At 45.8% G+C, this 24,386-nt stretch carries 29 protein-coding genes; 25 read left to right on the top strand and 4 right to left on the bottom strand.

Annotated elements, in window-relative coordinates:
- Window positions 1-4: 4 nt before the first annotated feature.
- From AC4EG4_RS14420 to AC4EG4_RS14315, 22 genes are all read left to right on the top strand, one after another.
- Window positions 5-1,342 carry a flagellar hook-length control protein FliK gene (locus tag AC4EG4_RS14420; RefSeq protein WP_490988211.1) on the top strand — a complete coding sequence of 446 codons (1,338 nt, stop codon included), beginning with the start codon at window positions 5-7 and terminating at the stop codon, window positions 1,340-1,342.
- A 16-nt stretch (window positions 1,343-1,358) separates the two neighbouring features.
- Window positions 1,359-1,811: a flagellar hook assembly protein FlgD gene (flgD, locus tag AC4EG4_RS14415; RefSeq protein WP_490988210.1), complete on the top strand. Its 453-nt coding sequence runs from the start codon at window positions 1,359-1,361 to the stop codon at window positions 1,809-1,811.
- A 42-nt stretch (window positions 1,812-1,853) separates the two neighbouring features.
- Window positions 1,854-2,642 carry a flagellar hook-basal body complex protein gene (locus AC4EG4_RS14410; RefSeq protein ID WP_490988209.1) on the top strand — a complete coding sequence of 263 codons (789 nt, stop codon included), beginning with the start codon at window positions 1,854-1,856 and terminating at the stop codon, window positions 2,640-2,642.
- A gap of 19 nt (window positions 2,643-2,661) precedes the next feature.
- Window positions 2,662-2,907: a flagellar FlbD family protein gene (locus tag AC4EG4_RS14405; protein ID WP_490979414.1), complete on the top strand. Its 246-nt coding sequence runs from the start codon at window positions 2,662-2,664 to the stop codon at window positions 2,905-2,907.
- A gap of 13 nt (window positions 2,908-2,920) precedes the next feature.
- Window positions 2,921-3,904 (top strand): flagellar motor switch protein FliM, encoded by a 984-nt coding sequence (gene fliM / locus AC4EG4_RS14400; RefSeq protein ID WP_490988208.1) that lies wholly within the window; start codon window positions 2,921-2,923, stop codon window positions 3,902-3,904.
- A complete protein-coding gene (gene fliN / locus AC4EG4_RS14395) occupies window positions 3,894-4,937 on the top strand; it encodes a flagellar motor switch protein FliN (protein ID WP_490988207.1) in 1,044 nt (347 codons plus the stop codon). The genes fliM and fliN overlap by 11 nt, the downstream gene beginning before the upstream one ends.
- Window positions 4,938-4,963: 26 nt before the next feature.
- Window positions 4,964-5,611, top strand: a complete 648-nt coding sequence (locus tag AC4EG4_RS14390; protein WP_490988206.1) for a flagellar biosynthetic protein FliO — start codon at window positions 4,964-4,966, stop codon at window positions 5,609-5,611.
- Window positions 5,608-6,297, top strand: a complete 690-nt coding sequence (fliP, locus tag AC4EG4_RS14385) for a flagellar type III secretion system pore protein FliP (RefSeq protein ID WP_490988205.1) — start codon at window positions 5,608-5,610, stop codon at window positions 6,295-6,297. Before AC4EG4_RS14390 ends, fliP begins: the two co-directional genes overlap by 4 nt.
- Window positions 6,298-6,313: 16 nt before the next feature.
- Window positions 6,314-6,583, top strand: a complete 270-nt coding sequence (fliQ, locus tag AC4EG4_RS14380) for a flagellar biosynthesis protein FliQ (RefSeq protein ID WP_142827577.1) — start codon at window positions 6,314-6,316, stop codon at window positions 6,581-6,583.
- A gap of 6 nt (window positions 6,584-6,589) precedes the next feature.
- The gene (fliR, locus tag AC4EG4_RS14375; RefSeq protein WP_490988204.1) at window positions 6,590-7,369 is read left to right on the top strand and encodes a flagellar biosynthetic protein FliR; all 780 of its coding nucleotides are present in this window, start codon (window positions 6,590-6,592) and stop codon (window positions 7,367-7,369) included.
- Complete coding sequence (gene flhB / locus AC4EG4_RS14370; protein WP_490988203.1) at window positions 7,370-8,458, top strand: flagellar biosynthesis protein FlhB; 1,089 nt, start codon at window positions 7,370-7,372, stop codon at window positions 8,456-8,458.
- 22 nt (window positions 8,459-8,480) lie between these two features.
- A complete protein-coding gene (flhA, locus tag AC4EG4_RS14365; RefSeq protein WP_490988202.1) occupies window positions 8,481-10,520 on the top strand; it encodes a flagellar biosynthesis protein FlhA in 2,040 nt (679 codons plus the stop codon).
- Window positions 10,517-11,638: a flagellar biosynthesis GTPase FlhF gene (gene flhF, locus AC4EG4_RS14360; protein ID WP_490988201.1), complete on the top strand. Its 1,122-nt coding sequence runs from the start codon at window positions 10,517-10,519 to the stop codon at window positions 11,636-11,638. The genes flhA and flhF overlap by 4 nt, the downstream gene beginning before the upstream one ends.
- On the top strand, window positions 11,631-12,500 hold the full coding sequence (locus AC4EG4_RS14355; protein WP_490979423.1) for a MinD/ParA family protein: 870 nt from the start codon (window positions 11,631-11,633) through the stop codon (window positions 12,498-12,500). The genes flhF and AC4EG4_RS14355 overlap by 8 nt, the downstream gene beginning before the upstream one ends.
- A 35-nt stretch (window positions 12,501-12,535) precedes the next feature.
- Window positions 12,536-13,294, top strand: a complete 759-nt coding sequence (locus AC4EG4_RS14350) for a FliA/WhiG family RNA polymerase sigma factor (RefSeq protein WP_490979424.1) — start codon at window positions 12,536-12,538, stop codon at window positions 13,292-13,294.
- Window positions 13,295-13,324: 30 nt separating this feature from the next.
- Window positions 13,325-13,750 (top strand): DUF6115 domain-containing protein, encoded by a 426-nt coding sequence (locus AC4EG4_RS14345; protein ID WP_490988200.1) that lies wholly within the window; start codon window positions 13,325-13,327, stop codon window positions 13,748-13,750.
- A gap of 15 nt (window positions 13,751-13,765) precedes the next feature.
- A complete protein-coding gene (locus AC4EG4_RS14340) occupies window positions 13,766-14,203 on the top strand; it encodes a YaaR family protein (protein WP_490988199.1) in 438 nt (145 codons plus the stop codon).
- Window positions 14,204-14,223: 20 nt separating this feature from the next.
- Window positions 14,224-14,574: a PilZ domain-containing protein gene (locus tag AC4EG4_RS14335; RefSeq protein WP_490979427.1), complete on the top strand. Its 351-nt coding sequence runs from the start codon at window positions 14,224-14,226 to the stop codon at window positions 14,572-14,574.
- A gap of 120 nt (window positions 14,575-14,694) precedes the next feature.
- Window positions 14,695-15,468 carry a hypothetical protein gene (locus AC4EG4_RS14330; RefSeq protein ID WP_490979428.1) on the top strand — a complete coding sequence of 258 codons (774 nt, stop codon included), beginning with the start codon at window positions 14,695-14,697 and terminating at the stop codon, window positions 15,466-15,468.
- Window positions 15,469-15,484: 16 nt separating this feature from the next.
- Complete coding sequence (locus AC4EG4_RS14325; protein WP_490988198.1) at window positions 15,485-16,153, top strand: HAD family hydrolase; 669 nt, start codon at window positions 15,485-15,487, stop codon at window positions 16,151-16,153.
- A gap of 37 nt (window positions 16,154-16,190) precedes the next feature.
- Complete coding sequence (locus AC4EG4_RS14320; RefSeq protein ID WP_490979430.1) at window positions 16,191-16,655, top strand: hypothetical protein; 465 nt, start codon at window positions 16,191-16,193, stop codon at window positions 16,653-16,655.
- An 81-nt stretch (window positions 16,656-16,736) separates the two neighbouring features.
- Window positions 16,737-17,366, top strand: coding sequence for an NUDIX hydrolase (locus tag AC4EG4_RS14315; protein ID WP_490988197.1), 630 nt, complete (start codon window positions 16,737-16,739; stop codon window positions 17,364-17,366).
- Between the two features lie 99 nt (window positions 17,367-17,465).
- On the opposite strand, the gene AC4EG4_RS14310 is transcribed toward AC4EG4_RS14315, so the two are convergent.
- The 4 genes from AC4EG4_RS14310 to AC4EG4_RS14295 all read right to left on the bottom strand — a co-directional run bounded on the left by AC4EG4_RS14310 (window position 17,466) and on the right by AC4EG4_RS14295 (window position 21,043).
- Window positions 17,466-18,236, bottom strand: a complete 771-nt coding sequence (locus tag AC4EG4_RS14310) for a LamB/YcsF family protein (RefSeq protein WP_490979432.1) — start codon at window positions 18,234-18,236, stop codon at window positions 17,466-17,468.
- A complete protein-coding gene (locus AC4EG4_RS14305) occupies window positions 18,233-19,228 on the bottom strand; it encodes a 5-oxoprolinase subunit C family protein (protein WP_490988196.1) in 996 nt (331 codons plus the stop codon). The genes AC4EG4_RS14310 and AC4EG4_RS14305 overlap by 4 nt, the downstream gene beginning before the upstream one ends.
- Window positions 19,212-19,910 carry a 5-oxoprolinase subunit PxpB gene (pxpB, locus tag AC4EG4_RS14300; protein WP_490988195.1) on the bottom strand — a complete coding sequence of 233 codons (699 nt, stop codon included), beginning with the start codon at window positions 19,908-19,910 and terminating at the stop codon, window positions 19,212-19,214. The genes AC4EG4_RS14305 and pxpB overlap by 17 nt, the downstream gene beginning before the upstream one ends.
- Before the next feature lie 284 nt (window positions 19,911-20,194).
- A complete protein-coding gene (locus AC4EG4_RS14295; protein ID WP_490988194.1) occupies window positions 20,195-21,043 on the bottom strand; it encodes a transporter substrate-binding domain-containing protein in 849 nt (282 codons plus the stop codon).
- Between the two features lie 182 nt (window positions 21,044-21,225).
- Between AC4EG4_RS14295 and AC4EG4_RS14290 the strand changes: the two genes are divergently transcribed.
- Genes AC4EG4_RS14290 through AC4EG4_RS14280 form a run of 3 tightly spaced genes read left to right on the top strand, consistent with a single transcriptional unit; the run spans window position 21,226 to window position 24,382 of the window.
- The gene (locus tag AC4EG4_RS14290) at window positions 21,226-21,849 is read left to right on the top strand and encodes a TetR/AcrR family transcriptional regulator (RefSeq protein WP_490979436.1); all 624 of its coding nucleotides are present in this window, start codon (window positions 21,226-21,228) and stop codon (window positions 21,847-21,849) included.
- 11 nt (window positions 21,850-21,860) lie between these two features.
- Window positions 21,861-22,778 carry an ABC transporter ATP-binding protein gene (locus AC4EG4_RS14285; RefSeq protein WP_490979437.1) on the top strand — a complete coding sequence of 306 codons (918 nt, stop codon included), beginning with the start codon at window positions 21,861-21,863 and terminating at the stop codon, window positions 22,776-22,778.
- The gene (locus tag AC4EG4_RS14280) at window positions 22,778-24,382 is read left to right on the top strand and encodes an ABC transporter permease (protein ID WP_490988193.1); all 1,605 of its coding nucleotides are present in this window, start codon (window positions 22,778-22,780) and stop codon (window positions 24,380-24,382) included. The genes AC4EG4_RS14285 and AC4EG4_RS14280 overlap by 1 nt, the downstream gene beginning before the upstream one ends.
- Window positions 24,383-24,386: the final 4 nt, after the last annotated feature.

Raw genomic sequence — 24,386 nt, 5'->3', positions numbered from 1 at the left:
GCAAATGGAAGCTTTAAAACTATCATTTCCACAAAGCATCTCGACGGCAGCCAAAAAAACCGCTGTACCGGCTCAACAAGACCAGGACGTGTTTGCTTCTTTGTTAACTTCATTGAGTACCGAAGCAGAGCTGCCAAGTGAAGAACAGCTTCCGGCAGACCAAGTGATGGAAAGCTTGGAATCGTTGCTAACGCTCCTGCAAGAAATCCCGGTCGAAGAGCAGACAGTTGAACAGCAAGAGCTTCAATACGCAATTCTCCAATTGCAGGAGCTGCAAGCTGCAAATGCACAAGTTTCTGTAACATCCGTCCAGACGACTGGCAGTCCAACAGACGCTGCAGATGCTTCTGCCAAACTGCTTGAGTTGCTCGAAAACATCCAGCAAAAGCTGCAAGTTCTCTCGAGCGTAGCATCTGCACAGTCCACAGGAAGTTCGACGGCTAAAGAAGCAGCAACACAAGCAAACAACCTCAACCTTGCCGATATGCCCGAAATTTCCAAACAGCTCGACAAGCTGATTGGCGTTCTTGAAAAAGAGGCTTTAACAGCTCAACAAGCAAAGCTAATTAGCCAGGAAATGCCGGTTGAAGGAGTCAAATCGGTAAATGATATTCCAAGGTTTTTAAATGAAATCCTAAAACCAGTCAAAGAACTTCCAAAAGTCCCTGTTGAAACACAAGAAACGCCTCAACAAACAGAAGAAGTTGCACCTCAGCCATCCGTAAAACTTCAAAGTGCTGAAGAACTTCAGTCACAAAAAGTAACAACTGACAGCAAACCAGCTCAAGAAACAACTGTCCAGCCAGCCACCAGTATGACGGCTGAAGCGGCAAAGGCTGCCGGCAACCAAGTGCGGATAGAAGCCAACCTACCTCCTGCACCAGTAGTCCGGCTATCCAATCTGCTTGAAGACTTGGGTGGTATGTTGAAAAACTCGATGCGCATGGCAGAGACTGCAGAAGGCATGAAAATGCGCGTCAATATTTTCCCGGAACATCTCGGCCATCTGGAAATTCTTCTGACATCAGTGAATGGCAAGCTGGCTGCTCAAATTATGGCGAGCACACCGATGGCAAAAGAAGCACTTGAACTTCAGCTCAATCAACTCAGAGCTTCGTTAGTACAGCAAGGCGTAGCCGTTGAAAAAATCGAAGTGCTGCAGCAAAGTTCGCAGCAGCCTTTCAGTCAGCAACATTCCCCTACCGAACAACGATTTTCCCAGCAATCCAGAAATGGAGCCGGCAAACAAGAAAAAAATGGCTATTTCCTGCCTGAAGAAGAAAAGGCCGCTGACAGGCAGCCTTCGGTTGGCCAGTTGATGAAAGTGGATTACACAGTATAGAAGAGAGGGTGTTTTGATGAACATCTCGACCGCAACAACCGCAGCAGCTGCTGCACCAGCCCCAGCTGCCAAGGAAGCAACAAATGCACTTGGACAAGATGCTTTCTTGAAAATTTTGGTCACTCAAATGAAGCACCAAGATCCAATGGAGCCATTAAAAGATACCGAATTTATTGGCCAGATGGCTCAGTTTACGAGCTTGGAGCAATTGACCAACTTAAACAAGACCATGACGCAATTTGTCAGCAATCAAGGCAGCTCTTCACTAGCAGATTACGCACACTTAATCGGCACTTCAGTTAAATGGGAGTCAGAAACAGGCTCAGGCGAAGGAATTGTTAAAGCATTGTCCAGCAAGAACGGCGAATTGCTTGCAGAACTTGAAGGATCGGATGTAAAAGTGCCAATTGAGTCCATTCAACGGATTGAAAAACAAACAGCTACCACAAATCAACAAGAAATCGTCTGATCCATTCTGGATAGCAGAAGATTCTTGAAAGGGGAAAATTAAATGTTGCGTTCAATGTACTCAGGAATTTCAGGTATGAAAGGGTTTCAAACGAAGCTCGATGTCATCGGGAATAATATTTCCAACGTCAATACAATCGGCTACAAAAAAAGCACAATCAATTTTCAAGATTTGTTAAGCCAAAACATGTCGAATAGTGGTGCCAATCCAATGCAGATCGGCTTGGGATCGTCGATGGCTGCTGTAAATGTCAACCACAATGCTGGCTCAACAATGTCTACAGGAGTTGGTACAGACCTATCGATAATGGGTGATGGATTTTTCGTTGTGCAAGACCCGGAAGCTCCAGGAGTCGAAGGGCAGTATTTAACGCGTGCAGGTAATTTTACGGTAACAGCTGAAGGCAACTTGGTAACAGCACAAGGTTATAACGTGTTAGACAGTACTGGACAACCAATCGAAATTGATGCGGATCTTTATGATTCGTTTAGTATTAATCGTTTGGGTGAAGTAATCGGCAAAGAAGCAGATGGCACTGAAACAACTCTTTCATCTGTAGGCGTATCGTCACCTGAAAATCCAGCAGGCCTTCGTAAATTTGGTGGTTCATTGTACCAGATGACAGAAATGGCCAGCGCGAACGGTATTAATATTCAAACAGCAACAGCAAAAAACACAGAAATCGGATCTGGACAACTTGAAATGTCCAACGTTGACTTAACGGAAGAGTTTACTGAAATGATCATCGCACAGCGTGGATTCCAGGCAAACTCACGAACGATTACAACTTCTGATGAAATTCTGCAGGAAGTTGTGAACCTGAAACGTTAATAGAGGGGGCTTAGGCTGAGTGGGGCATAGGCTTCACTCAGAAATCCATATGATTCAATTAACCCGGTTAAACCGATCACCGATCGTCTTAAACGCCATATATATTGAACGGTTGGAATCGACACCGGACACTGTGGTGACGTTAACAACTGGCAAGAAAGTCCATGTACTGGAAACGATAGAGGAAGTTATGGACAAAGTGACCGTGTATTATCGGAAACTGAACATTTTACCTCGTTTGCATGAGCCGAACCTGGACGAATGAGGGGGCAACCAAGTTGACAGATGTGTTATCAGAAGAAAATATCGAAACCATCCTTTCGGCAATGGGCCAGCAAGCGCCTAAAGCTATTGAAAAGAAAAAGGGTGTCCAAACTTATGATTTTAAGAAAGCCTTGCGTTTTTCGCAAGACCAAATACGTACACTGACTCGGATTCATGAAAACTTTGCTCGCTTGCTGACTTCTTATTTTTCCGCGCAGCTTCGAACGTTTGTGCAGATTCAAGTAACATCCGTTGAACAAGTTTCCTACCAGGAATTTATTCAAAACGTTGAGAAAAAATCGATTTTGGGAATTTTTGAAGCCCACCCGTTGCAGGGCAGCATGGTTATTGACTTCTCCCCGGAGGTTGCCTATGTGATGTTCGACCGTCTTCTCGGCGGACAAGGCAATATTTTGGATAAAGACAACGATTTGACTGAAATCGAAATCAGTGTCATTGAGCGTGTATTTGCAAAGTCACTGGATTGCTTTCAAGAAGCTTGGGCATCCGTATTAAAGCTATATCCGGAACTTAAAGAAATTGAAGTAAATCCGCAATTTTTGACCATGTCACCACCTAACGAAACGGTCATTCTCGTTAAGCTGCACACAAAGGTCGGCATGGTGGAAGGCATTATCAACATTTGCCTGCCCCACGTCGTACTGGAGCAGATTTTGCCGAAGCTGTCAGCGAAGCATTGGCTAGCCAATCAAAAAAAATCCATTGAAACACATGAACTGGAAGCATTGGAAGAAAAACTGCAAGGTACCAAGATGGAAATTAAAGCAGTGCTTGGCAAGTCAATGATCCAGCTTGGGGATTTTTTAAACCTGAAAAATGGAGACGTCATTCGCATGAATGAGTCGTATGATGCACCTGTTATGCTCCAGGTAGATGACAAGCTGAAGTTTTATGCACAGCCCGGCATTTCAAAAGGCCGAATGGCTGTACAAGTAACAGAAGTAGCAGCACAAGGAGCGGGTAACGATGACAACTAATCAACCATCTCCGGAAGAACGCGCAGGGTTACTGAATCTCAACAAGACAGGGGGGAAGGCGATGCCTGAAAGTTCATTATCCCAAATGGAAACAGAGGCAGTCACAGAACTGTTGAACGCTTCATTAGGCGGATCTGCAGCTGTGTTGACTGCACAACTTTCAGAACAGGTTTTCGTAACGGCTCCAACTGTCATGATCATAGACAGAGAGAGCGTGTTCGCCTCTACAACTGCACCTTTTTACGTAGCATTGAGTGAATACGCAGGAGCAGCTACTGGAATACAAGTTTTGGGCGTATCCAAAAAAGAAATCGACGCAGCGCTATCGGCCGTATTGGACGAGGCAGCAGAAGAAAAGGAATTTCAAGCTGTTCAGGATATGATCGGCAAAATGTTCGATTCCGTGGCGCAATGCATGTCAGCACTTTTGGAGCTGGACATTTCCCACTCGTTGTCCGGTATGGACATTGTTGAAAAGGACAGCGTTTTTCCATTAGGCAACTTTACAAAAGAACAATGGTTTGCAGCAGCAGAGTTTCAGCTGAACGTTGGCGGTAAGCAAAAAGTCCATTTTCAGCTGTGCATTCCTGTACCGCTGGCAAAACAACTGGCGGGTATCCTAACCGAGTCGGTGGACGAAGAAGAAATAGAGGAGATACGCGAAATGCCAAAGCACTCAGATAACCAGCCAACAGAATCTACAGCATCAACACCAACCGTACAAAATGTTCAGTTTTCCAGTTTTGACAATACGGAAACAACTCAGTCAGAACCGAATAACTTGAACATGCTTTTGGATATCCCGCTTCAAGTAACCGTTGAGCTTGGCCGTACAAAGCGCATGGTCAAAGATATTTTGGAAATTTCACAGGGGTCCATCATCGAACTGGATAAATTAGCTGGAGAACCTGTTGATATCCTGATCAACAACAAGCTAATCGCAGTCGGAGAAGTCGTCGTCATTGATGAAAACTTTGGTGTCCGCGTAACAGACGTACTAAGCACAGCAGAGCGTATCTCGAAACTGCGTTAATGCCGGATAGAAGGAGTTTGTCGAGATTGAACAAATCTATTTTTGTATACATCACAATGCTTATGACTGTCTTATTAGTTGTCTCACTGTCGTCTCCTGCAGCTGCTCAGGCCAACCCAAACGTGGTGGAATGGCTGAACAACGACGAGCCTGCAGAAGAAACGCCGGCAGACCCTGTAGAGGCGGCGCCGGTGGAAGAAAAAAGCCTGGCTGGTATTCTTGTTCAGTTGGTGCTTTATACGCTGTTGGTTGTGGCGATGATTTACGGCCTGATTAAGTTTTTAGCGGCACGCCAAAAAAATCTCATGCCAAATCAGGCAGTTAAACTGATGGGCGGCACACCGCTTGGCAACAATAAATCGCTTCAACTGGTGAAAGTTGGCGGCCAAATGTACTTGATTGGTGTCGGGGATGAAGTGAGCTTGATCAAAGAGTTTTCAGATGAAGCGGAAATCTCCAGCATCGAAAAGGATTTTGAAAACCAGCAGCCAGCACTTTCCAAAAATCTGGTTGACTTTACGAAAAAGAAAATCGGCAACTTTTCGAAAAACCCGCAAAGAAAGGGTTTTGACCAGCTGTTCAATCAAAGCCTGAACAAGCAAAAAGCCAAGCAGCAAGCGCTCCAAAATGAGCTTGGGGAAGAACAGAAAGACAAGGAAGGACGTCCGCTATGATTCCGGAAATTTTATCAACTATTAATATTCCGGGCATTGATTTTGGCGGAGAATCGCCTGAGGATGTCTCGACAACCCTTCAGCTGTTCTTCCTGTTGACGGTGTTATCGCTGGCCCCCGGGATTCTCATTATGATGACCAGCTTTACACGAATCATCATCGTGCTGTCATTTGTCCGGACCGGACTCGGTACGCAATCCATGCCGCCAAACCAAGTATTGGTTGGTTTAGCGCTGTTTCTGACATTCTTCATCATGTCGCCGATTGCCTTGGAAATGAATGAAACTGCCTTGCAGCCGTATTTAGACGGCGAGATGGAACAGCAGGAAGCGTTAGATACCGCCATTCTCCCGTTAAAGGAATTTATGGCGCAAAACACACGGGAAAAAGATTTGGCTTTGTTCTTTAAATACGCAGAGCTGGAAAAACCCGACACCATTGAAGAAATTCCGTTGACTTCACTGATTCCGGCATTTGCCATCAGTGAGTTGAAAACTGCGTTCCAAATCGGGTTTGTCATCTTTATTCCTTTTCTGATCATCGATATGGTGGTCGCCAGTACGTTGATGGCAATGGGGATGATGATGCTGCCGCCGGTCATGATTTCACTGCCGTTTAAAATTTTGCTGTTTGTTCTGGTGGATGGCTGGTACTTAATAATCGAATCGCTGCTTGTCAGCTTTTGACGAAGGGAAGAAAACGATGACTCCAGATATGGTGATCAAACTAGCCGAACAATCGATTTTTACCATTATCCTCATCTCAGCGCCCATGCTGCTGATAGCGTTGGCGGTTGGATTATTGGTCAGCGTCTTCCAGGCGATGACGCAAATCCAGGAACAGACGCTGGCGTTCATACCCAAAATACTGGCGGTCTTCATTTCGCTCGTGGTCTTCGGGCCGTGGATGCTGACATTGCTGCTGGATTATACTAGAGACCTGTTTCAGCAGCTGCCAAGAATCATCGGGTAAGCGGGCATGGAAATGATTTTTAACATACTTCCTTATTTTTTATTGATGCTCATCCGGCTGAGCAGCTTTTTCTTAATTGCTCCCATTTTTTCCATGCGGGGCGTACCGGCGCAATTTAAAATTGGCATTGCTGCTTTTCTGGCATTTGTTGCTGTTTCAACATTGCCGATGGGCGAAACAATCCCAATAGACTCTTCTTATATTTTATTGATTCTCAAAGAACTTGGCACTGGATTGGCGCTTGGATTCACAGCGGCGTTGCTGCTATACGCCGTTCAGATTGCTGGAGCGTTCATCGATTTTCAGATGGGATTTTCCATGGCCAATGTGCTGGATCCACAAACAGGTGCGCAAGTGCCAATCATTGGCCATTTTAAGTACATGATGGCGCTCTTGTTCCTGTTGACAGCTAACGGGCACCATTTAATGCTAGACGGCGTCATGCATAGCCTGCGCGTGTTTCCGGTAGAGCGTTTGGCAATCACGGTGAAAGCAGAAGACATCGCTCAATTTATGACTGGTTTGTTCACAGATATGTTCTTAATTGCCCTCCAGATTGCGCTGCCGATTGTTGGTGCCTTATTTCTGGTCGATGTCGCACTTGGCATCTTAGCAAAAACGGTTCCGCAGCTGAATATTTTTGCTGTCGGTTTGCCATTGAAGATTTTTGTTGGTTTTATCATGCTGTTTCTAACCATGCCGGTGTTCTTCTTCATCCTGCAGATTCTCTTTGAGAAAATTTTGGTGAGTATGTCTCAGTTAATCAGTTTATTAGGAGGAACGTAAGTGGTAAAAAGGTATCGCTTGGACCTGCAGTTTTTTGCCGGTGAGAAAACTGAAAAAGCGACACCGCAAAAACGCGATGAATCCAAGCGGAAGGGGCAGGTAGCCAAAAGTCCGGAAGTCGCCGCCGCCATGATTATTCTGGGTGGCATCCTGCTGCTGAATTCCTTGGGCGGCTGGATGCTGGACCGAATCTTAGCTATTTACCGGATTCATTTCACGCAATATATTTCCTGGGAAATAACGCCGGCGACCATTCGGACTTTATTTGAACAAATGGCCATGAACGCATTCTGGCTCATGCTGCCGATTATGCTGATTGGCATGGTTTTCGGTTTTCTCGGAAACTTTATCCAAGTTGGCGCAATCTTTTCAACCGATCCAATCATGGCAAAGCTCGAACGAATGGATCCCATCAAAGGCGCAAAACGGATATTCTCTGCTCGCGCCTTAGTCGAATTGGGGAAATCCATGCTGAAGATTGCCATTATCGGAGGCGCAGCATTTGGTGTATTGTGGCTCGGCAAAGAAGAGTTGTTTTCCCTGTCACAGAAAAGCATTAGTTATTCTTTATCTTTTATCGGCTCGCTCGTGTTCCAAATGGGCCTTGTTGCAGGGATTATCCTGCTGTGTTTATCCGTTCTTGATTACATCTACCAGAAATACGAATTTGAAAAAGGTATACGGATGTCCAAGCAGGACATTAAAGACGAATACAAAAAAGCGGAAGGCGATCCGCTCATCAAGTCAAAAATAAAAGACAAGCAGCGGCAAATGAGCATGAATCGCATGATTCAGGATTTGCCGGGCGCGGATGTGCTGATCACCAATCCGACGCATTATGCAATCGCCATCAAGTACGATGCCGAAACGATGGCGGCTCCGGTCATCATCGCGATGGGCAAAGATCATTTGGCCTTGAAAATTAAAGAAAAAGCAAAAGAACTTGGAATTGTGACGATGGAAAATAAGCCTCTCGCGCGTGCATTGTATGCCCAAGTTGAAATTGGGGATACCGTGCCGGAAGAATTGTTTCTAGCCGTGGCAGAGGTATTAGCATATATTTACCGCTTAAAAGGAAAAATCCGATGAACGAGAAAGAGGAGGGAACCGCGTGAAATTAAGAGATTATGCCATTATGGTAGCCGTCATCATGATTGTTGTAATGATGGTTATCCCTCTTCCGCCGCTCTTGCTAGATGTATTAATCATGATTAATATCAGCCTCGCCTTAACGATCCTGTTAGTGGCAATGAATACGAAAGAACCGCTGCAATTTTCTATATTTCCTACATTATTACTACTAACTACTTTATTCCGTCTTGGCTTGAACGTCTCGACAACACGCTCGATCCTGACCAACCAAACGGGTGGACAGGTGATTGAAACTTTCGGTTCGTTCGTAGTTGGCGGCAGTGCCATTATCGGGATTTTGGTGTTCCTGATTCTGGTCATCATCCAGTTCCTGGTCATCACCAAAGGATCAGAGCGAGTAGCTGAAGTTGCTGCACGATTTACGCTTGATTCGATGCCAGGTAAACAGATGAGCATCGATGCCGATCTTGGCGCCGGAATGATCTCGGATCAAGAAGCCAAGAGCCGACGTGAGAAGGTCAGCTCGGAAGCCGATTTCTATGGAGCAATGGATGGTGCCAGCAAGTTCGTTAAAGGAGACGCGATTGCCGGCATCATCATTACCATCATCAACATTATCGGCGGCTTGCTGATCGGTGTGATGGTCCACGGACTGCCATTTGGAGAAGCCGCGCAGCTGTTCACTTTGCTATCAATCGGTGATGGTTTGGTTTCGCAGATTCCAGCCTTGTTGATCTCGACTGCGATGGGTATCGTTGTAACGCGTGCAGTATCGGACGGCAACTTAGGTTCAGATATTACGAGGCAGCTTTTCGCTTATCCGAAAATGCTGTATATTGTCGCCGCCACCCTTGTAATGTTTGCGGTGTTTACGCCAATCAGCCCGATGCTGGTTGTGCCGATTGCCGGAGTGATTGCTTACGGTGCTTTCCAGATGCAGAAGACCTTGAAATCCGAGGAAAAGCAGGAAGTGGAAATAGGCAAAGACGAAAAAGAGATCGAAGGAATGAAAAGCCCAGAAAGCGTCATCGATTTGCTTCACGTTGATGCCATTGAATTTGAATTTGGCTATGGCTTAATCCCGATTGCCGATAAAAACCAGGGCGGCGACTTGTTGGATCGTGTCATTATGATTCGCCGGCAATGTGCAATGGAGCTTGGCATTGTGGTTCCGGTTATCCGGATTCGCGATAACATTCAGCTGCAGCCAAGCGAATACATTATTAAGATCAAAGGCAACCGGGTCGCATCCGGAGAAATCATGCTCGACCATTACTTGGCCATGAGCCCGGGAATTGATGACGAAGCAGTAGAAGGCATCGAAACGGTTGAACCTGCTTTTGGCATGCCAGCGCTGTGGGTCAATGAAGAAATGAAAGAAGAAGCTGAAATGGCCGGTTATGCCATTGTGGATCCGCCGTCTGTTGTTTCGACTCACTTGACGGAAGTGATCAAGCGCCATGCCCATGAATTGATTGGCAGACAGGAAGTCAAATCACTGATTGAAAACGTAAGGGAAACCTCACCGGCCGTTGTGGAAGAATTGGTTCCGCAACTGATGACCATTGGAGAAGTTCAAAAAGTGTTAATGAAGCTGTTGAAAGAAAAAGTATCGATCCGCAACTTGCTGGTCATTTTGGAAACCTTGGCCGACTATGCTTCGCAAACAAAGGATACCGACCTGTTGACAGAATATGTCCGCCAATCTTTATCGCGGCAAATCACGCTGCAATACACGACACAAAGAGAGCCGCTTCAAGTCATTACAGCTGGGGCGAGCCTCGAGAAAAAATTTGCCGACTCTGTGCACCGGACAGAGCAAGGCAATTACTTGTCGATCGACCCGGAATCTTCCCAAACCATTTTCCAGAAGATTACGGAACAGGCTGCACAGCTTCAGCAAACCGGTGTACAGCCGATCCTGCTGACGTCTCCTGCCATTCGTATTTACATGAGGCAGTTTGTCGAGCGCTTTGCGCCTGACCTGCCGGTGCTATCGTACAACGAGCTGGAACCTGAAATTGAAATTCAAAGTGTTGGAGTGGTTAACATCTCATGAGGCTAAAAACGTATATAGTAGCTACGATGACGGAAGCAATTCCGTTGATCAAGCGGGATTTAGGCGCAGACGCCATGATTTTGAATACGAAAAAAGTAAAAACAGGCGGTTTTTTAGGGTTTTTCCAGCAGGAAAAATTGGAAGTTACTGCAGCAATTGATCCAATAGCAAAGCAAGAAAGTGAACAAGCACGCGTGCCGGCAGAATTTCCAAAAGAACAGCCAGCTAAGCAGCCAGCTGTTCAAAGGGAAACCGCAACCGAATTGATCAGCGAATTGAAAAACATCAAACAATTCATGATGCAGCAAATGACAGAAGACCGACTGCCCGCCGCATTTCAGTTATTGAAAAAGCATCTGACTGCACAGGAAGTAGCAGAAGACATTCAAACCGAATTGATCGCAAAGATCATTTCGAACTTGGACGACAAGGCTGACCCTGCGTTAGAAACAGTATGGTCAGCCGCGCGTGAAGAAATTCTTGCCTCGATTGATCAACAGCAGCCGGCGCTCGCCGTTCAAGATCCTGAAATTATTTGTTTTATTGGCCCGACAGGTGTCGGAAAGACTACAACAATCGCCAAAATTGCAGCGGATTACATGCTGACAAGAGACAAAAAAGTGGGCTTGATCACTGCCGATACTTACCGGATTGCTGCAGTGGAGCAGTTGAAGACATACGGCAGCATTTTGAATTTGCCAGTGAAAGTAGTGGATTCAGCAGCAGAACTGAAAAATGCAATTGAGGACTTTGCAGCATGCGACATTATTTTAATGGATACCGCTGGCCGCAATTATCAGCAACAGCAGTATATTGAAGAGCTTGAACGATTATTGCCGGATAACAGCAAAGTCCAAATAAACTTGGTGCTCAGCCTGACTGCTAAATACGAAGACATGAAAAAAATCATTGATAATTTTCAATCGATTGCTATGGATGAATTGTTGTTGACCAAAAAAGACGAAACGAGTTCTTCCGGCGCCATTTTGAACTTGATCTCTCATTACGATATCCCCATCCGCTACATCGCCAATGGCCAAAACGTTCCAGACGATATTTTAACAGTCACTTCTGAGTTGGTTGCAGATTTTATAATGGGGGAAGAAAATCATGCTTGACCAGGCGAATGAATTAAGAGAAAAAATGATGGCAAAGCACTTTAAGAAAAATGATCGAAAACCCACGAGAAAAACGCGTGTTCTGGCCATTACAAGCGGCAAAGGCGGAGTGGGGAAATCCAATTTTGCGTTGAATTTTGCGCTAAGCCTGGTAGAACAAAACAAAAAAGTGCTCATATTCGATGTCGATCTCGGCTTTGCAAACATCGATGTGCTGCTTGGCCGCACACCACGTGAAACGATTGCAACAATGATCGAAAAAGATCTGGCCGCACAGGATATTATTGAAGAAGGCCCCAATGGCTTGCTGTTTATTTCAGGGGGCAACGGATTTAATGATTTGTTTCGTATGGACGACCTTAAACTGGAGAAGTTTTTTAGAGAACTGAGCACGCTGCAAGGACAAGTGGACTACATCATTCTGGATACGGGAGCAGGATTGTCTTACGAAAACCTGCGTTTTATTCTGGCAGCTGATGACGTCATCCTGGTGACAACACCCGAACCGACATCCATCACCGATGCTTACTCTGTCGTTAAGATGGTTCATGGAAAAGATCCCAATGTCCACATGAAGCTGGTAATCAATCAATCGACCAGTGCACGTGAAGGACAGCAGACAGCCGATAACTTTAAACACGTAACGGAACAGTTTCTGAGCAAAGAAATCGGCACCTTAGGTTCCATTCCAAGTGATCCGCGCATTCCAGAAGCAGTGAAAAGACAAAAGCCGCTTCTGCTTGCATACCCGGATAGTCCGTCAGCGACCGCCATCCGCAAAGTGGCACGCGAATTTCTGCAGTTGCCCGTTCCTTATAAACTGGGCCTGAAAGGGTTCATTATGAAAATCCTGTTTAAATAAGAGCGGCTTGCCGCTTGGAAATGGTGGTGAAAATCATGCTGAATCCTAAATTATCCAAAGAAGAACTTACTTGCTGGAGCGATTGGCAACAACACAAAGACCCGGAAGCTGGCGAATACTTGGTTGAACAGTATCTTCCTTTGGTCGATTACGTGATTCAACGATTCATGATCAGTTTGCCTAAAACTGTGGAAAAAGATGACGTCCGCAGCTATGCTTACGAAGGTCTGCTGGATGCCTTAAGCAAATTCAATATAGAGCGGGATTTAAAGTTTGAAACATACGCATCTTGGCGCATCAAAGGTGCCATTATTGACGGTTTGCGAAACAGTGACTGGCTTCCGCGGTCCGTCAGAGACAAAGTGAAGAAAATTGAAAAAGCCTATCTCCTGCTGGAGCAGCAAAATAATGCTTCCGTCTCGGATGAACAAGTCAGTTCTTATCTCGGCATTACTAAAGCGGAGCTCAATAAAGCTGTCTCGGAAGCCGCTTTATCCACCATGATTTCAATGGATGATGAAAACTTTGAAGAACGCGGTGCGTTGGGGAAATACTACGCCAACTCGCCCGAACGCCACATGTCTGAGCAAATGACCAAAGAATCGTTGGTGAGAGCGATTGACCGGTTGCCGGAAAAAGAAAAACTGACGGTTTCCTTATGCTATTTTGAAGACATGAAATTAACCGAAATCGCTGAAATTTTGAGTGTCAGTGTATCAAGAGTTTCGCAGCTGCATTCAAAAGCAATGCTGCGCTTGCACGCTTCGATTTTATCCGTACACGATAATTACTAACAGTGAAATAAGGAACAGAAGGCCAAGGTGATGATCATGGAGTGGCTATTGATTGCAACAATAATCTTATTGCTGCTGATGAATGTAAAACTGCTGCTGTCTCTTAAAAAGCAACAGCAGCCCGAGGAAGACCCGGCTGGAATTCACGAAAGCATGGAAGCATTTGTGATCCAACTTGAAAAAGAAAATGATGAACTTTACGATAAATTAATTGCGTATATAAAAGAAAGCGAACAAAAGCTGATGAAGCGCGTAGACCATTTAGAGAACAAAGAGCCTACAGTACTTGAAGAAGCAGAAATTGCTGAAAAGGATCCAGTGGAAACAGAAAAAGTAATTCAGCTTTCCAAACAAGGATTTTCTTCAAAACAAATCGCTAAAGTGCTCCAAATGGATTATGGAAAAGTAGAGCTAATTGTAAACATGAAAAACAAACGGCAAAGCAATTACAACTAAGAGGAGGTCCTTTATTTGCGCATTGAAAGCCAAAGCAATATTTCGAATGAGCGGCTTTCGAAACAAGTTACGGAAACAAAGACCGGTGAACTTTTTTCGAATGCCATGAAAAAATCTCATTCCAAGCTGCACAATGATTCTTTGAGCCAGCTGATGGGGCGGGTCGATGCGCAAGGACAGAAACTGGCCAATCAGCGGACACTTGAAAATGTCTTGAACTATAAAAACACCGTCAAGCAGTTTGTCAGCGAATCTATCCGTTACGGCCTTCAATTATCCGACGAGCAAAGCCAGCACCCAGCCGGCGGCATGAAGTCCCAACAAATCGTTAAAATAATAGATAAAAAATTGATTGAAATTCAAGACCAACTATTGAATAATGAAGAAGAGGGAATTGGTACTTTGGATCTAGTCGGAGAAATCAAAGGACTGCTTGTCAATTTATATATGTGATGAAGGATGGAGAGGACGAAATGTCAGACAATCGTCGGGAGTTTTTTAGGGTCAGGTTCAACGAAGCCATGAATGGCAAAGTATCAGTTTATGGCAGCGGATTTGTGCCTATTGAAATTTATAATATTAGTGCCGGCGGGCTTGTGTTTACTTCCGCTTTAAACATTCCATTGAAAGAGCATGTAAGCTGCAGCTTTGAAGTGTTGGATAGTGCTTTTTTATTAGATGGAAAAATTGTTCGTAAAATAACCGGAAAAGATTTGGTGGAATACGGTGTGGCCTTTGCAGTAGACCAAGGAACTTCTTCCGAATTATTCAAGCAGTTGAATTACTACCAGATTCGCCAGCGAAAAGGGAATCCTGCAGAGTAAGACACAATTTCATTCGATACAAAAAGAGCAGACTTTCGGGTTTGCTCTTTTTGCATGCAGAAGGAATTTCGGTACGGGAAAGAGAAGTAGTAGCCATACGAAAAAAGGGAAGGTGGAAACATGGAAGCGCCGGAAGAAATACGTTCCGTTTGGCAGCAGTTTGATGGTTTTCCAATGGAGACTTTGACGAAGGCCTGGCATTATCAGCGCTCAGGTGAACAAAAACAGCGCAGCGTGGAGCAGATGGTGCAACATCACAACCGCTACGGCATTACTGGAAATTGTTTTGATTTGGCAATTTGGCTGTTGGAGGCGTTTGATCGGGCAGGTGTTAAAGCTTATCCAGTAGGCAGCGGGCTTGGTACCGAACGGGTTCATGCAGCCGTTGTAGCTGAGGATCAGCGTGCGCGCAGATTTCTATGCGATTTAGGTGACCAATGGATTCAGCCCATCCTGGTGGATGCAGCCTGTCCGGAGTTTAAAGAAGGCAGGCTTTCAGGTTTTTTCCCAGGAGCGGAAGTTCAGGTAAAGGCTGCAGAGAATGGAATAGAAGTCATTTATCACCGGCCAAATGGCAAACAGTCGAATCAGATTTATGCATTGGAGCCGGTTGACCGCACGGAATTTTTAGCGGCTGCCGAATACTCCCAACAGCATATTCATCCGGAGCCTTTGCTTGAAGTGCGGTTGTTGGAAGCTGGCGAAATTGTTCACTGGGAATTTGATAATTGGAAAAGTTTTTTGAGTACGCGTACTGGACTCTACCCGGATAATGAGATTGAAACGCTGGAGGAATGGGTAGAAAGAATACATGATAAGACGCAATACGATAAAGAGTTTCTGGCAGAATCATTAAGTTTTTATCAGCGGCTGAATTTGGGGAGCCATGAATGATGGACAGGAGAATGAGATGATTAAAGCCGTTATTTTTGATTTGGATGGCACTTTATTGGACCGGGATCGTTCATTGGCCGCATTCGTAGAGGCACAATACGAACGATTAGCCGAAACTATGCAACATATACCGAAAGATCTTTTCATTGAGCGGTTTATCGCATTGGATGCCAAGGGCTATGTATGGAAAGACCGCGTTTATCAGCAGTTGATCGAAGAATTTAGGATTACCGGGGTAGACTGGCAAACCTTGCTGGAAGACTATGTGATGAACTTTAAATATCATTGTGTACCGTTTGCAGATTTGGCCAGGATGCTTGAAGACCTGTCTTCGCAGTCCCTGCGGTTAGGCATGATTACTAATGGACGAGGGCAGTTTCAGCTGAACAATATTCAGGCTTTGGGAATCGAAGAGCATTTTGACGAAATTCTGATCTCCGAATGGGAAGGCATGGCCAAGCCGGATCCTGCCATTTTCCATAAAGCGCTGACAAGCTTAGGCGTTTTACCAGAGGAAGCAGTCTATGTCGGGGACCACCCGAAAAACGACATCCAAGCGGCAAAAGCAGCCGGTTTAAAGACCATCTGGAAAAAAGATGAACATTGGAGCTGCCTCGGGGCAAATGGAGAAGTGGACGGCTTGAACGAAGTGGTTGGAGTGATTGAGCGCTTAAACGCAGTATAGTCATGCGTTACAGAGGGAAAAGGGCAGGTGGGGATGCATGGAATTAAAAACACAATTGCAATTCGAACTTACAGAATTTGTCGCTGGCCGGGAAACAGAGCGGGTGCCGGCGAGCGGGAATTATGACTACTGGCTCCTGTTGATGGAGTATTTTCTGGCCAAATCCGATCTCTTTGAAATTCATTGCTTTGACGAGGAAACGGAAACCATTGAAGAACTCACGTCCAGCTTGCCCCGGCCATTCGATATTAGCGTCAAACAAGGCATGACTATCTTTTCTGGCCTCTTGACGTTGGACATTGCTGAATTTCTCATAACCCATCATGTCAGCAGAAAGAAAAAACTTAAATGGTTTTCTGTTTTTCTGAGCAGGGAAGAACAGCATGTTTTCTCCTCAGAGAATTGGGGCACTGAGTTTTTTGTTCCGGACATTACAGAAGAGGATCTTGTGTTCATCAAGCATGTCACTCCGGAAGATGCCCGCTTTAACCAGTATACGTAGCAAGAAAATGCAGAGCAGCGGACAGGAGCCAGCCGAGCAATCAGCTGGCTTGTTTGCTGTGCTCAAAAAAGGAGTGCGAATATGGAAACAGAAAAACTGCAGATTTACGATGAACAAGGAACCCCTCAGAGCATTGCAGACAGGCAGACTGTGCACAAAAAAGGCTATTGGCATGAAACTTTCCACTGCTGGGTAGCTGGACAACAAGGCGGCAGGTATGTTGTTTATCTTCAGCTGCGAAGCAACGAAAAGAAGGATTTTCCTGGGCTATTTGATATTGCAGCAGCGGGCCATTTATTGGCAGGTGAAACGGTTGAAGAGGGGATCCGGGAAGTAAGAGAAGAGCTTGGAATTAGGGTGGACTTTGCGGAGTTGATTTCAATTGGAATGATTAAAGATCAACTGGCTTTGCCTGGATTTCTGGATAATGAGCGTTGCCATTGCTTTTTATATACGAACTTAGAAAACATGGACTTAAGGTTTGAGTTGCAGTTGGAGGAAGTGGCCGGCATTGGCAAACTGGATTTTGAGGCATTTGCGGATTTAGTGTCAGGAAAAAAAGAACGTGCCGTGATTGAAGGGTTTGAAATCCTGAAGGGCGGAAGCAAGAGATGTTTTAAAAAGGTGATTGGCTTAGAAGATTTAGTGCCGCACAGTGCCGTTTATTTCGATAAGATTGTTGAATTGATTGGGCAGGAGTTAAACAAGTGAAGCTTTACTGCATAAAAAAGGCAATGTCCCGAGATGGACAATGCCTTTTTTAGGTTGATAATTTCTTTTAGTTCCAGATCAGCAGTTGGTTTATTCGGGTCAAACAAATTCACTCACTTTTAGAATCTCGATATCAACCTCTTTTAATGATTTGGCAATTTGGATAGCAAAATCTAGGGCATGAACGCCGTCCCCGTGAATGCAGATGGTCTCTGCCAGAAGTTCGGCATCTTTGTTTTCAACAGTGGCTACTTTGTTTTCTTTGACCATTCGGATAACCTGGTCAATGGCTATACGGGAGTCTGTAATCAATGCGTTGCTTTCAGTTCGCGGCGTTAAGGAGCCGTCTGCTTGATAGCTGCGGTCTGAAAACACTTCATTGGCAGTCCGCAGCCCAATTTTCTGGCCGGCTTTAACCAGTTCACTGCCGGACAAACCGAACAGCACCAGTTCCGGATCGATCTTATAAACAGCTTCTGCAATGGCTTCGGCCAAGGCTGCATCTTTCACCGCCATATTGTACAGGGCGCCATGTGCTTTGACATGCTGCAGGCGGCCGCCTTCAGCTTTCACAAATCCAGCCAGGGCTCCAATTTGATAGATAGTGAGATCATAGGCTTCTTGAGGCGACAAGGCCATATTCCGGCGTCCAAATCCGACCAAATCCTGTAACCCTGGATGAGCCCCGATACCGACATTTTTTTCGAGCGCCAATTTGACGGTTCGGCGCATGGTCGCGGGATCTCCGGCATGAAAGCCGCAGGCAATATTTGCTGATGTTACGTAATCAAGTATTTCTTCGTCATTGCCCATTTTGTAGGCACCGAAGCTTTCCCCCATATCGCAGTTCAAATCCACTTGATGCTTCATGTCCGTTCCTCCCATTTTAATTGGATAGCGGCTTTTATTTGACGAATTGATTGTTCCTGCTCAATCCAGCGCTGTTGGGCGTCTGCCACAGAAATTGGTTTGAAGCGCAGCAGCTGTCCTTGTTTTAATTGGCCGATGAGCGGCAGGTCGACAGCGGCTGCTTGCCCGATTTTGGGATAGCCGCCGGTTGTTTGGCGGTCTGCCATCAGGACTATCGGGTTGCCATCTGCAGGAACCTGTACCGAGCCAAAAGCCACTGCCTCCGAAATCAATTCTGCCGGTGTTTCCAAGGATAGAGAAGCACCTTCCAACCGGTAGCCCATGCGGTCTGAGTTTAAAGAAACGGCAAACGGTTCAGTGAAAACTTTCTTTTTGCTGTCATCGTCGAATAAATCGAATTGCCTGCCCGGCATCATTCGGATTACCGGTTCTTCATAGTAACGCGCAGGCGCCACAAGCCAATCAAACTCGCTTTCGTTCTGTTGCTGCAACGATTTCTGTTGCTGCAACGATTTCTGCTGCTGTGTACTGTTACCTATAGGAAGCTGGTCACCTTTTTCCAGCGCGCGTCCTTGGAATCCTCCGATTCCGGCACGCAAGTAAGTGGAGCGGCTGCCCATCACAACCGGTACGTCGATGCCGCCGGCGACGGCTAAATAGCAGCGAGCTCCAATGCGAGGCTCACCAAACGTCAAAGTACTGCCTTTCGAGACAGCAAGGGTTCGCCATGTTTGCAGGGCTTGGCCATCTAACCGGGGGCTCAAGTCCCCGCCGCATAAAGCAATGAGCGCATCTTCGGTAAATTCAATAACAGGCCCCACGAGTGTGATTTCAAGAGTTGCATCGTGTTCATTATTGCCGACCAATAAATTGGCTAGGCGGTGCGCAAAAGGGTCCATAGCACCGCTGGCAATAACACCGTATTTTTGGAAGCCAGTCCGGCCCAAATCCTGAACTGTGGTCTGCAGTCCGCCTTTAAGGATGTTCAGCATCTGCATCCTCCTCCCATGCGTAATAATCGCCCTCTGAAATTTCCGTAAAAATTATTTTGTCGCCTGCGCGCAGCAGGCTGGGGATGTCGTTTTCAGGCCGAAACAAGCGAAGCGGGGTTCTGCCGATCAACTGCCAGCCGCCGGGAGTCTCAATCGGATAAACACCGGTCTGCATCCCCGCAATGCCAACTGTCCGTTCCGGAATGCGAATCCGCGGGGAATCGCGTCTCGGCGCTGCAATTTTCTCAGACATGCCGCCGATAAACGGAAAGCCAGGAGCAAAGCCAATCATGTGAACCGAATACGTCCCCGCAGTGTGGATGTCAATTACTTCACGCGGCGTCAACTTGTTGTGCCGCGCTACAAATTCCAAGTCGGGACCAAACTCCCCGCCATAACAAACAGGGATTTCCACTGTTCGGGATTCAGCAGGAATGTCCTCCACGAGATTGGCCAACAGACCCCCAAGTTCCATTTTTACTTGATCGTATACCGCCAGGCGAGGGTCATAAAAGACCGCAACCGTCACAAAAGCAGGAACCAATTCAATCATCCATCCGGGTTTTTTGTTTTCCAGCAAAGCCACAACTTTTCTGACCTGCTGCTCGGTCTGTTCATTGATTTCAGTGCCAAGCTCAATGACGATTGCTAAGTCGCCGAGCGGCGAAAAAGACATGTTCATCCAAATTCCTCCAAACACAGACTATTCGTACATATTCTAATTAGTATAAAGCTTTTGGATAATTAGGGAAAGGAGAGCCATATCAGGTTGTCAAATGCTGTTTTGACACCATTGGAAAGTATTTAGTCCAGGTCGGAAAGTATTTGCGCTCATTTCGAAAGTATTTTGAGTGCAATAGAAAGTATTTCTACAGAAACGGAAAGTATCTCCAATTAATTGGGAAATCTTTATTCAAACAACCCAAATAAAAAGAAGCCGCTCAATCAAGAGCGGCTTCTTCCCGTTTATTCTTCAATATCAACTTGTTGTGTAGCGTCAGCACCGTTAAAGAATTCAGCTGAGATTTCGGCGATTGTGCCGTCTTCCAGCATTTCTTCGATGGCTGTGTTCACATTCTCAGCTAATTCCTCATTGTCTTTATTCATGACCACACCAACTTCTGATGGGCTGTACTTCAAATTCGGATGAATCGTGATGTCCAATTCTGGAAATGCCGCAATTGCCAAGGTCTGCAGGTAGTAGTCATTTAAAATGACGTCCGTCCGTCCGATGGCAACATCGCGCAGGTAAGTTTCGTTTGTGGCATTGTCGTATACGACTTCTTCTGCGCCATATTCTCGGGCAGTTTCCATGTAGACAGAAGTGGAAGCGCCTGCTGCTTTTTTGCCTTCCAAGTCCTCCAATGTCTCAATGCCTGATAAATCGTCAGAACGGACAATTGCTGTTCCGTAAGAATACTTGAATGGCGTTGAGAAGATAAAATTCTCTGCGCGGTCTTCTGTGATTTCAATGTCATTTGCTGCCAGGTCGACCTGTCCTGTTTGAACCGAAGTCAGCATTTCATCAAAGCCGAGCTCCGTGAATTCGATATCCAGCTCAAGGCGTTCTCCAAGTTCGCGAACGACTTCAACTTCAAAGCCAGTCAACTCGTCTGAACCTTCCTCGCGGTAGGATGTCGGAAATAAGGTTCCTGATGTTGCAACAGTCAAGCTGCCAGCTTCCTGGATTTCGTCCCAGGCAGTTGTTGTTTCTTCTGGCGCGGCATCTTCTTCGTTACCGCAAGCACTTAAAAGTGACAACATGGCAAGGCCGGCAATGAGAGATGCTTTTTTTCCAAAAAATGATGTTTTCAATTGCTATTCCTCCTATAACTATTATGGCAATTAAAACATAGCATTATCGCGGGTTATCGGCAACGGTTTGGCTTGAAATTTGAAATGACGGAAAATTGAATAAAATCGATTGACCTCTACAGTTGAAAGTTGTATTCTGAAGTCGACCAGTATGGTCTAAAGTTTAGAAAGAGGGGATGGGCATGGAGAAATTTGAAAACCTCGACCCTGAAAAGCAACAAAAAATCCTTGATTCTGCATTGATGGAGTTCGCAGAAAATGGCTTTAAACAAGCCTCAACTAATCGCATCGTTAAGCAAGCGGGCATTGGAAAAGGCATGCTGTTTTATTATTTTAAAAACAAAAAAGATCTGTATGAATATTTGATTGAATACAGCTTGAATTTTATCATTAATGGTTATTTGAGCTTGGTTGACATGACCGAAACCGATTTTATCAAGCGGCTCAAAGGAGCCTCCCAAATAAAAATGAAAGCGCAGCTGGAGAATGCGCACGTTTTTAACTTTATGGGGACGGTTATGCTGACAAAAGATCTGGATCTGCCTCCGCGTCTTCAAAAACGCTACGAGGAATTGCAGGTGCAGGGGTATGCCCTGCTGTACGAAGGCATCGATAAAACGTTTTTCAGAAAAGATGTGGACGTCGATAAAGCATTCAATTTAATTCGCTGGGGAGTTGATGGCTATCAACAGGATCTTTTGCAACGGCTTCAAGGAAAAAAGATGACAGAACTGGATTTTGAACCTTACTGGAATGAGTTTTACGAATATCTTGATATTCTCAAAAAAAGCTTCTATACAAATTAGGAGGGAAACCCATGACAGTTTTGCGAACGATTAACCTGACGAAGAAATTCGGAGATTTTGCGGCATTGGATGGAGTGAATATAGAAGTGGGGGAAGGAGAAGTCTATGGGTTTATTGGACCGAATGGGTCAGGGAAGTCTACGACGCTGCGTGTGCTTCTCGGCATTTTAAAGGCAACGGATGGGCGTGCTGAAATTTTTGGAAAAGATTCCTGGAACGATGCAGTAGAAATCCACAAACGTGTGGCTTATGTTCCGGGAGACGTCAATTTATGGCCAAACCTGACAGGCGGGGAAGTCATCGATTTGTTCGTCAAACTTCGCGGCGGCAACAACTTGGACCGGCGCCAGGAATTGATCCGGAAATTCGATCTGGATCCAACTAAGAAATGCCGAACCTATTCCAAAGGGAACCGGCAGAAAGTGGCTTTGATTGCTGCTTTCTGTTCAGATGTGGACTTGTATGTGCTGGACGAACCAACTTCCGGCCTCGATCCTCTGATGGAGCGGGTTTTTCAGGAATATGTCATCGAAGCAAAAAAACAGGGCAAAAGCATCCTTCTTTCCAGCCACATCTTGTCTGAGGTCGAAAAGCTATGTGATAAAGTGGCGATTATTCGCGAAGGAAAAATCATTGAAACTGGAACTTTGAAAGAGCTGCGCCATTTAACGGGGACTATTTTGTTGGTGGAAACAAAAGAGCCGATTCCTGCTTTGGAAGGAATGAAAGGAGTCAGTGGCATCCGGCAGAAAGGGCAGGCATGGTCTTTCCAAGTAGATGCAGGTGAAGTGGATCAAGTCGTCCGCTATATTAGCCAGTTCGGTGTGACACGGCTTGAAAGCTCACCGCCAACATTGGAAGAGTTGTTCATGCGCCATTATGAAGGCTCCGGTCAAGCAGTGGAAACAGGAGCAGGAGGCGAATCCTAATGGCCAGACAGCTTTTTGATGGTACAGGAACGTTGATGCGCTTTGTCTTGCGTCGCGACCGTTTGCGCTTGCCATTATGGCTGGTGTCTTTTGCGGCCATTTCCGCCATTATTACACTGGCTTTTGTCGGGTTGTATCAGAACGAGGCAGAGCGGCAGGCGATGGCTGAAACAATGCGCAATCCTGCGATGACAGCAATGGTCGGTCCGGGATACGGGTTGGATAATTATACGGTAGGAGCCATGACAGCCCACGAAATGCTGCTGATGACGGCGGTAGTGGTTGGGTTGATGAGCATTTTGCTGGTCACGCGCCATACACGCACAGATGAAGAAGAAGGGCGAATTGAAATGATCCGTTCTTTGCCTGTAGGACGCCTGTCGAATCTGTCTTCGATTTTACTAGTATTGATCGGTGCCAATGTCGTTTTGGCGCTGCTGGTCGCTTTTTCACTTACCGCTTTGAGAATCGAAAGCGTAGATCTGGAAGGGTCACTGGTTTATGGAGCTGCTTTAGGTGCGACGGGCATGATTTTTGCTGGTGTTGCGGCTATCTGTGCGCAACTTTCACCAAATTCAAGAAACACACTCGGTTTATCCATTGCGGTTTTGCTGTTTGCCTATATGATCCGTGCCATCGGGGATGTAACAAATGAAACGCTGTCCTGGATTTCCCCACTCAACTGGATTTTGCGCTCTGAAGCTTACGTTAATAATTACTGGTGGCCGATTTTGATGACAGTTGCAGGAGCGTTCCTGCTAATGGCTTTGGCCTTGTACCTGAACTCGATCCGGGATTTGGGATCTGGTTTTTTGCCATCGCGTCCCGGAAAAGCCAAGGCTTCAACATCACTCCTTAGTCCGTTTGGGCTTGCTTTGAGACTTCAGCGAACAGGATTGCTTGCATGGGGAGCCGGAATATTGCTGATTGGTGCTTCTTATGGATCCGTACTTGGGGAACTGGAATTGTTCTTTGAAGACATTGACCTGATGCAGCAAATGATTGTCCAAGCAGAAGGATTTTCGTTGACAGAACAATTTATTCCAATTCTGATGTCAGTAATGGCGATTTTGGGAACCATCCCAGTCTTGCTGGCTGTTCTCAAGCTTAAAACAGAGGAGAAAAATGACCGGCTTGAGCACATCTTAAGCCGCGCTGTTTCCAGAAACCGGTTGATGGGCAGCTACCTTGCCATAGCTTTGTTGACTGGGTTTGCCATGTTGTCTTTGGCATCGTTGGGTCTTGGATTAGTGGGAAATGCCATGATGGAAGAGCAGCTGTCGATCGGTATGTTTTATGGAGCAGGTATGGCTTACCTGCCGGCGATGATGGTTATGATTGGTCTAGCAGCCGTGCTGGTTGGCTTTGTGCCAAAAGTAACCAGTGCCATATGGCTGTACTTAGCTTTTTCATTTTTTGTCATTTACCTTGGCGGCTTGTTTCAGTTTTCAGAATGGGTAGGCAAACTGACACCGTATGGCTATGTGTCTGAAATTCCGATCGAAGAAATGAATTTTCTGAACGCAGGCATCTTAATTGTCGTTGCGGCAGTCCTGGTCGTGGTTGGGATGATTGGGTTTAACCGCAGGGACATTGGAAGCTAGCAAC

Source organism: Planococcus sp. TJ-201 (assembly GCF_058268495.1).
The sequence above is the reverse complement of the archived record's forward strand: the minus strand, read 5'-3'. Positions and strand labels throughout refer to the sequence as shown.

Bases quoted from the DNA above. Each gene is read 5' to 3' on its own strand.
- AC4EG4_RS14310 (WP_490979432.1), bottom strand. From the start codon at position 18,236: ATGAAGCATCAAGTGGATTTGAACTGCGATATGGGGGAAAGCTTCGGT.
- fliQ (WP_142827577.1), top strand. From the start codon at position 6,314: ATGACTCCAGATATGGTGATCAAACTAGCCGAACAATCGATTTTTACC.
- AC4EG4_RS14355 (WP_490979423.1), top strand. From the start codon at position 11,631: ATGCTTGACCAGGCGAATGAATTAAGAGAAAAAATGATGGCAAAGCAC.
- AC4EG4_RS14350 (WP_490979424.1), top strand. From the start codon at position 12,536: ATGCTGAATCCTAAATTATCCAAAGAAGAACTTACTTGCTGGAGCGAT.
- AC4EG4_RS14320 (WP_490979430.1), top strand. From the start codon at position 16,191: ATGGAATTAAAAACACAATTGCAATTCGAACTTACAGAATTTGTCGCT.
- AC4EG4_RS14315 (WP_490988197.1), top strand. From the start codon at position 16,737: ATGGAAACAGAAAAACTGCAGATTTACGATGAACAAGGAACCCCTCAG.
- AC4EG4_RS14280 (WP_490988193.1), top strand. From the start codon at position 22,778: ATGGCCAGACAGCTTTTTGATGGTACAGGAACGTTGATGCGCTTTGTC.
- pxpB (WP_490988195.1), bottom strand. From the start codon at position 19,910: ATGAACATGTCTTTTTCGCCGCTCGGCGACTTAGCAATCGTCATTGAG.
- AC4EG4_RS14285 (WP_490979437.1), top strand. From the start codon at position 21,861: ATGACAGTTTTGCGAACGATTAACCTGACGAAGAAATTCGGAGATTTT.
- fliN (WP_490988207.1), top strand. From the start codon at position 3,894: ATGACAACTAATCAACCATCTCCGGAAGAACGCGCAGGGTTACTGAAT.
- AC4EG4_RS14410 (WP_490988209.1), top strand. From the start codon at position 1,854: ATGTTGCGTTCAATGTACTCAGGAATTTCAGGTATGAAAGGGTTTCAA.
- fliP (WP_490988205.1), top strand. From the start codon at position 5,608: ATGATTCCGGAAATTTTATCAACTATTAATATTCCGGGCATTGATTTT.
- AC4EG4_RS14330 (WP_490979428.1), top strand. From the start codon at position 14,695: ATGGAAGCGCCGGAAGAAATACGTTCCGTTTGGCAGCAGTTTGATGGT.
- fliR (WP_490988204.1), top strand. From the start codon at position 6,590: ATGGAAATGATTTTTAACATACTTCCTTATTTTTTATTGATGCTCATC.
- AC4EG4_RS14290 (WP_490979436.1), top strand. From the start codon at position 21,226: ATGGAGAAATTTGAAAACCTCGACCCTGAAAAGCAACAAAAAATCCTT.
- flgD (WP_490988210.1), top strand. From the start codon at position 1,359: ATGAACATCTCGACCGCAACAACCGCAGCAGCTGCTGCACCAGCCCCA.
- AC4EG4_RS14420 (WP_490988211.1), top strand. From the start codon at position 5: ATGGAAGCTTTAAAACTATCATTTCCACAAAGCATCTCGACGGCAGCC.
- flhF (WP_490988201.1), top strand. From the start codon at position 10,517: ATGAGGCTAAAAACGTATATAGTAGCTACGATGACGGAAGCAATTCCG.
- AC4EG4_RS14335 (WP_490979427.1), top strand. From the start codon at position 14,224: ATGTCAGACAATCGTCGGGAGTTTTTTAGGGTCAGGTTCAACGAAGCC.
- AC4EG4_RS14345 (WP_490988200.1), top strand. From the start codon at position 13,325: ATGATCATGGAGTGGCTATTGATTGCAACAATAATCTTATTGCTGCTG.
- AC4EG4_RS14325 (WP_490988198.1), top strand. From the start codon at position 15,485: ATGATTAAAGCCGTTATTTTTGATTTGGATGGCACTTTATTGGACCGG.
- AC4EG4_RS14305 (WP_490988196.1), bottom strand. From the start codon at position 19,228: ATGCTGAACATCCTTAAAGGCGGACTGCAGACCACAGTTCAGGATTTG.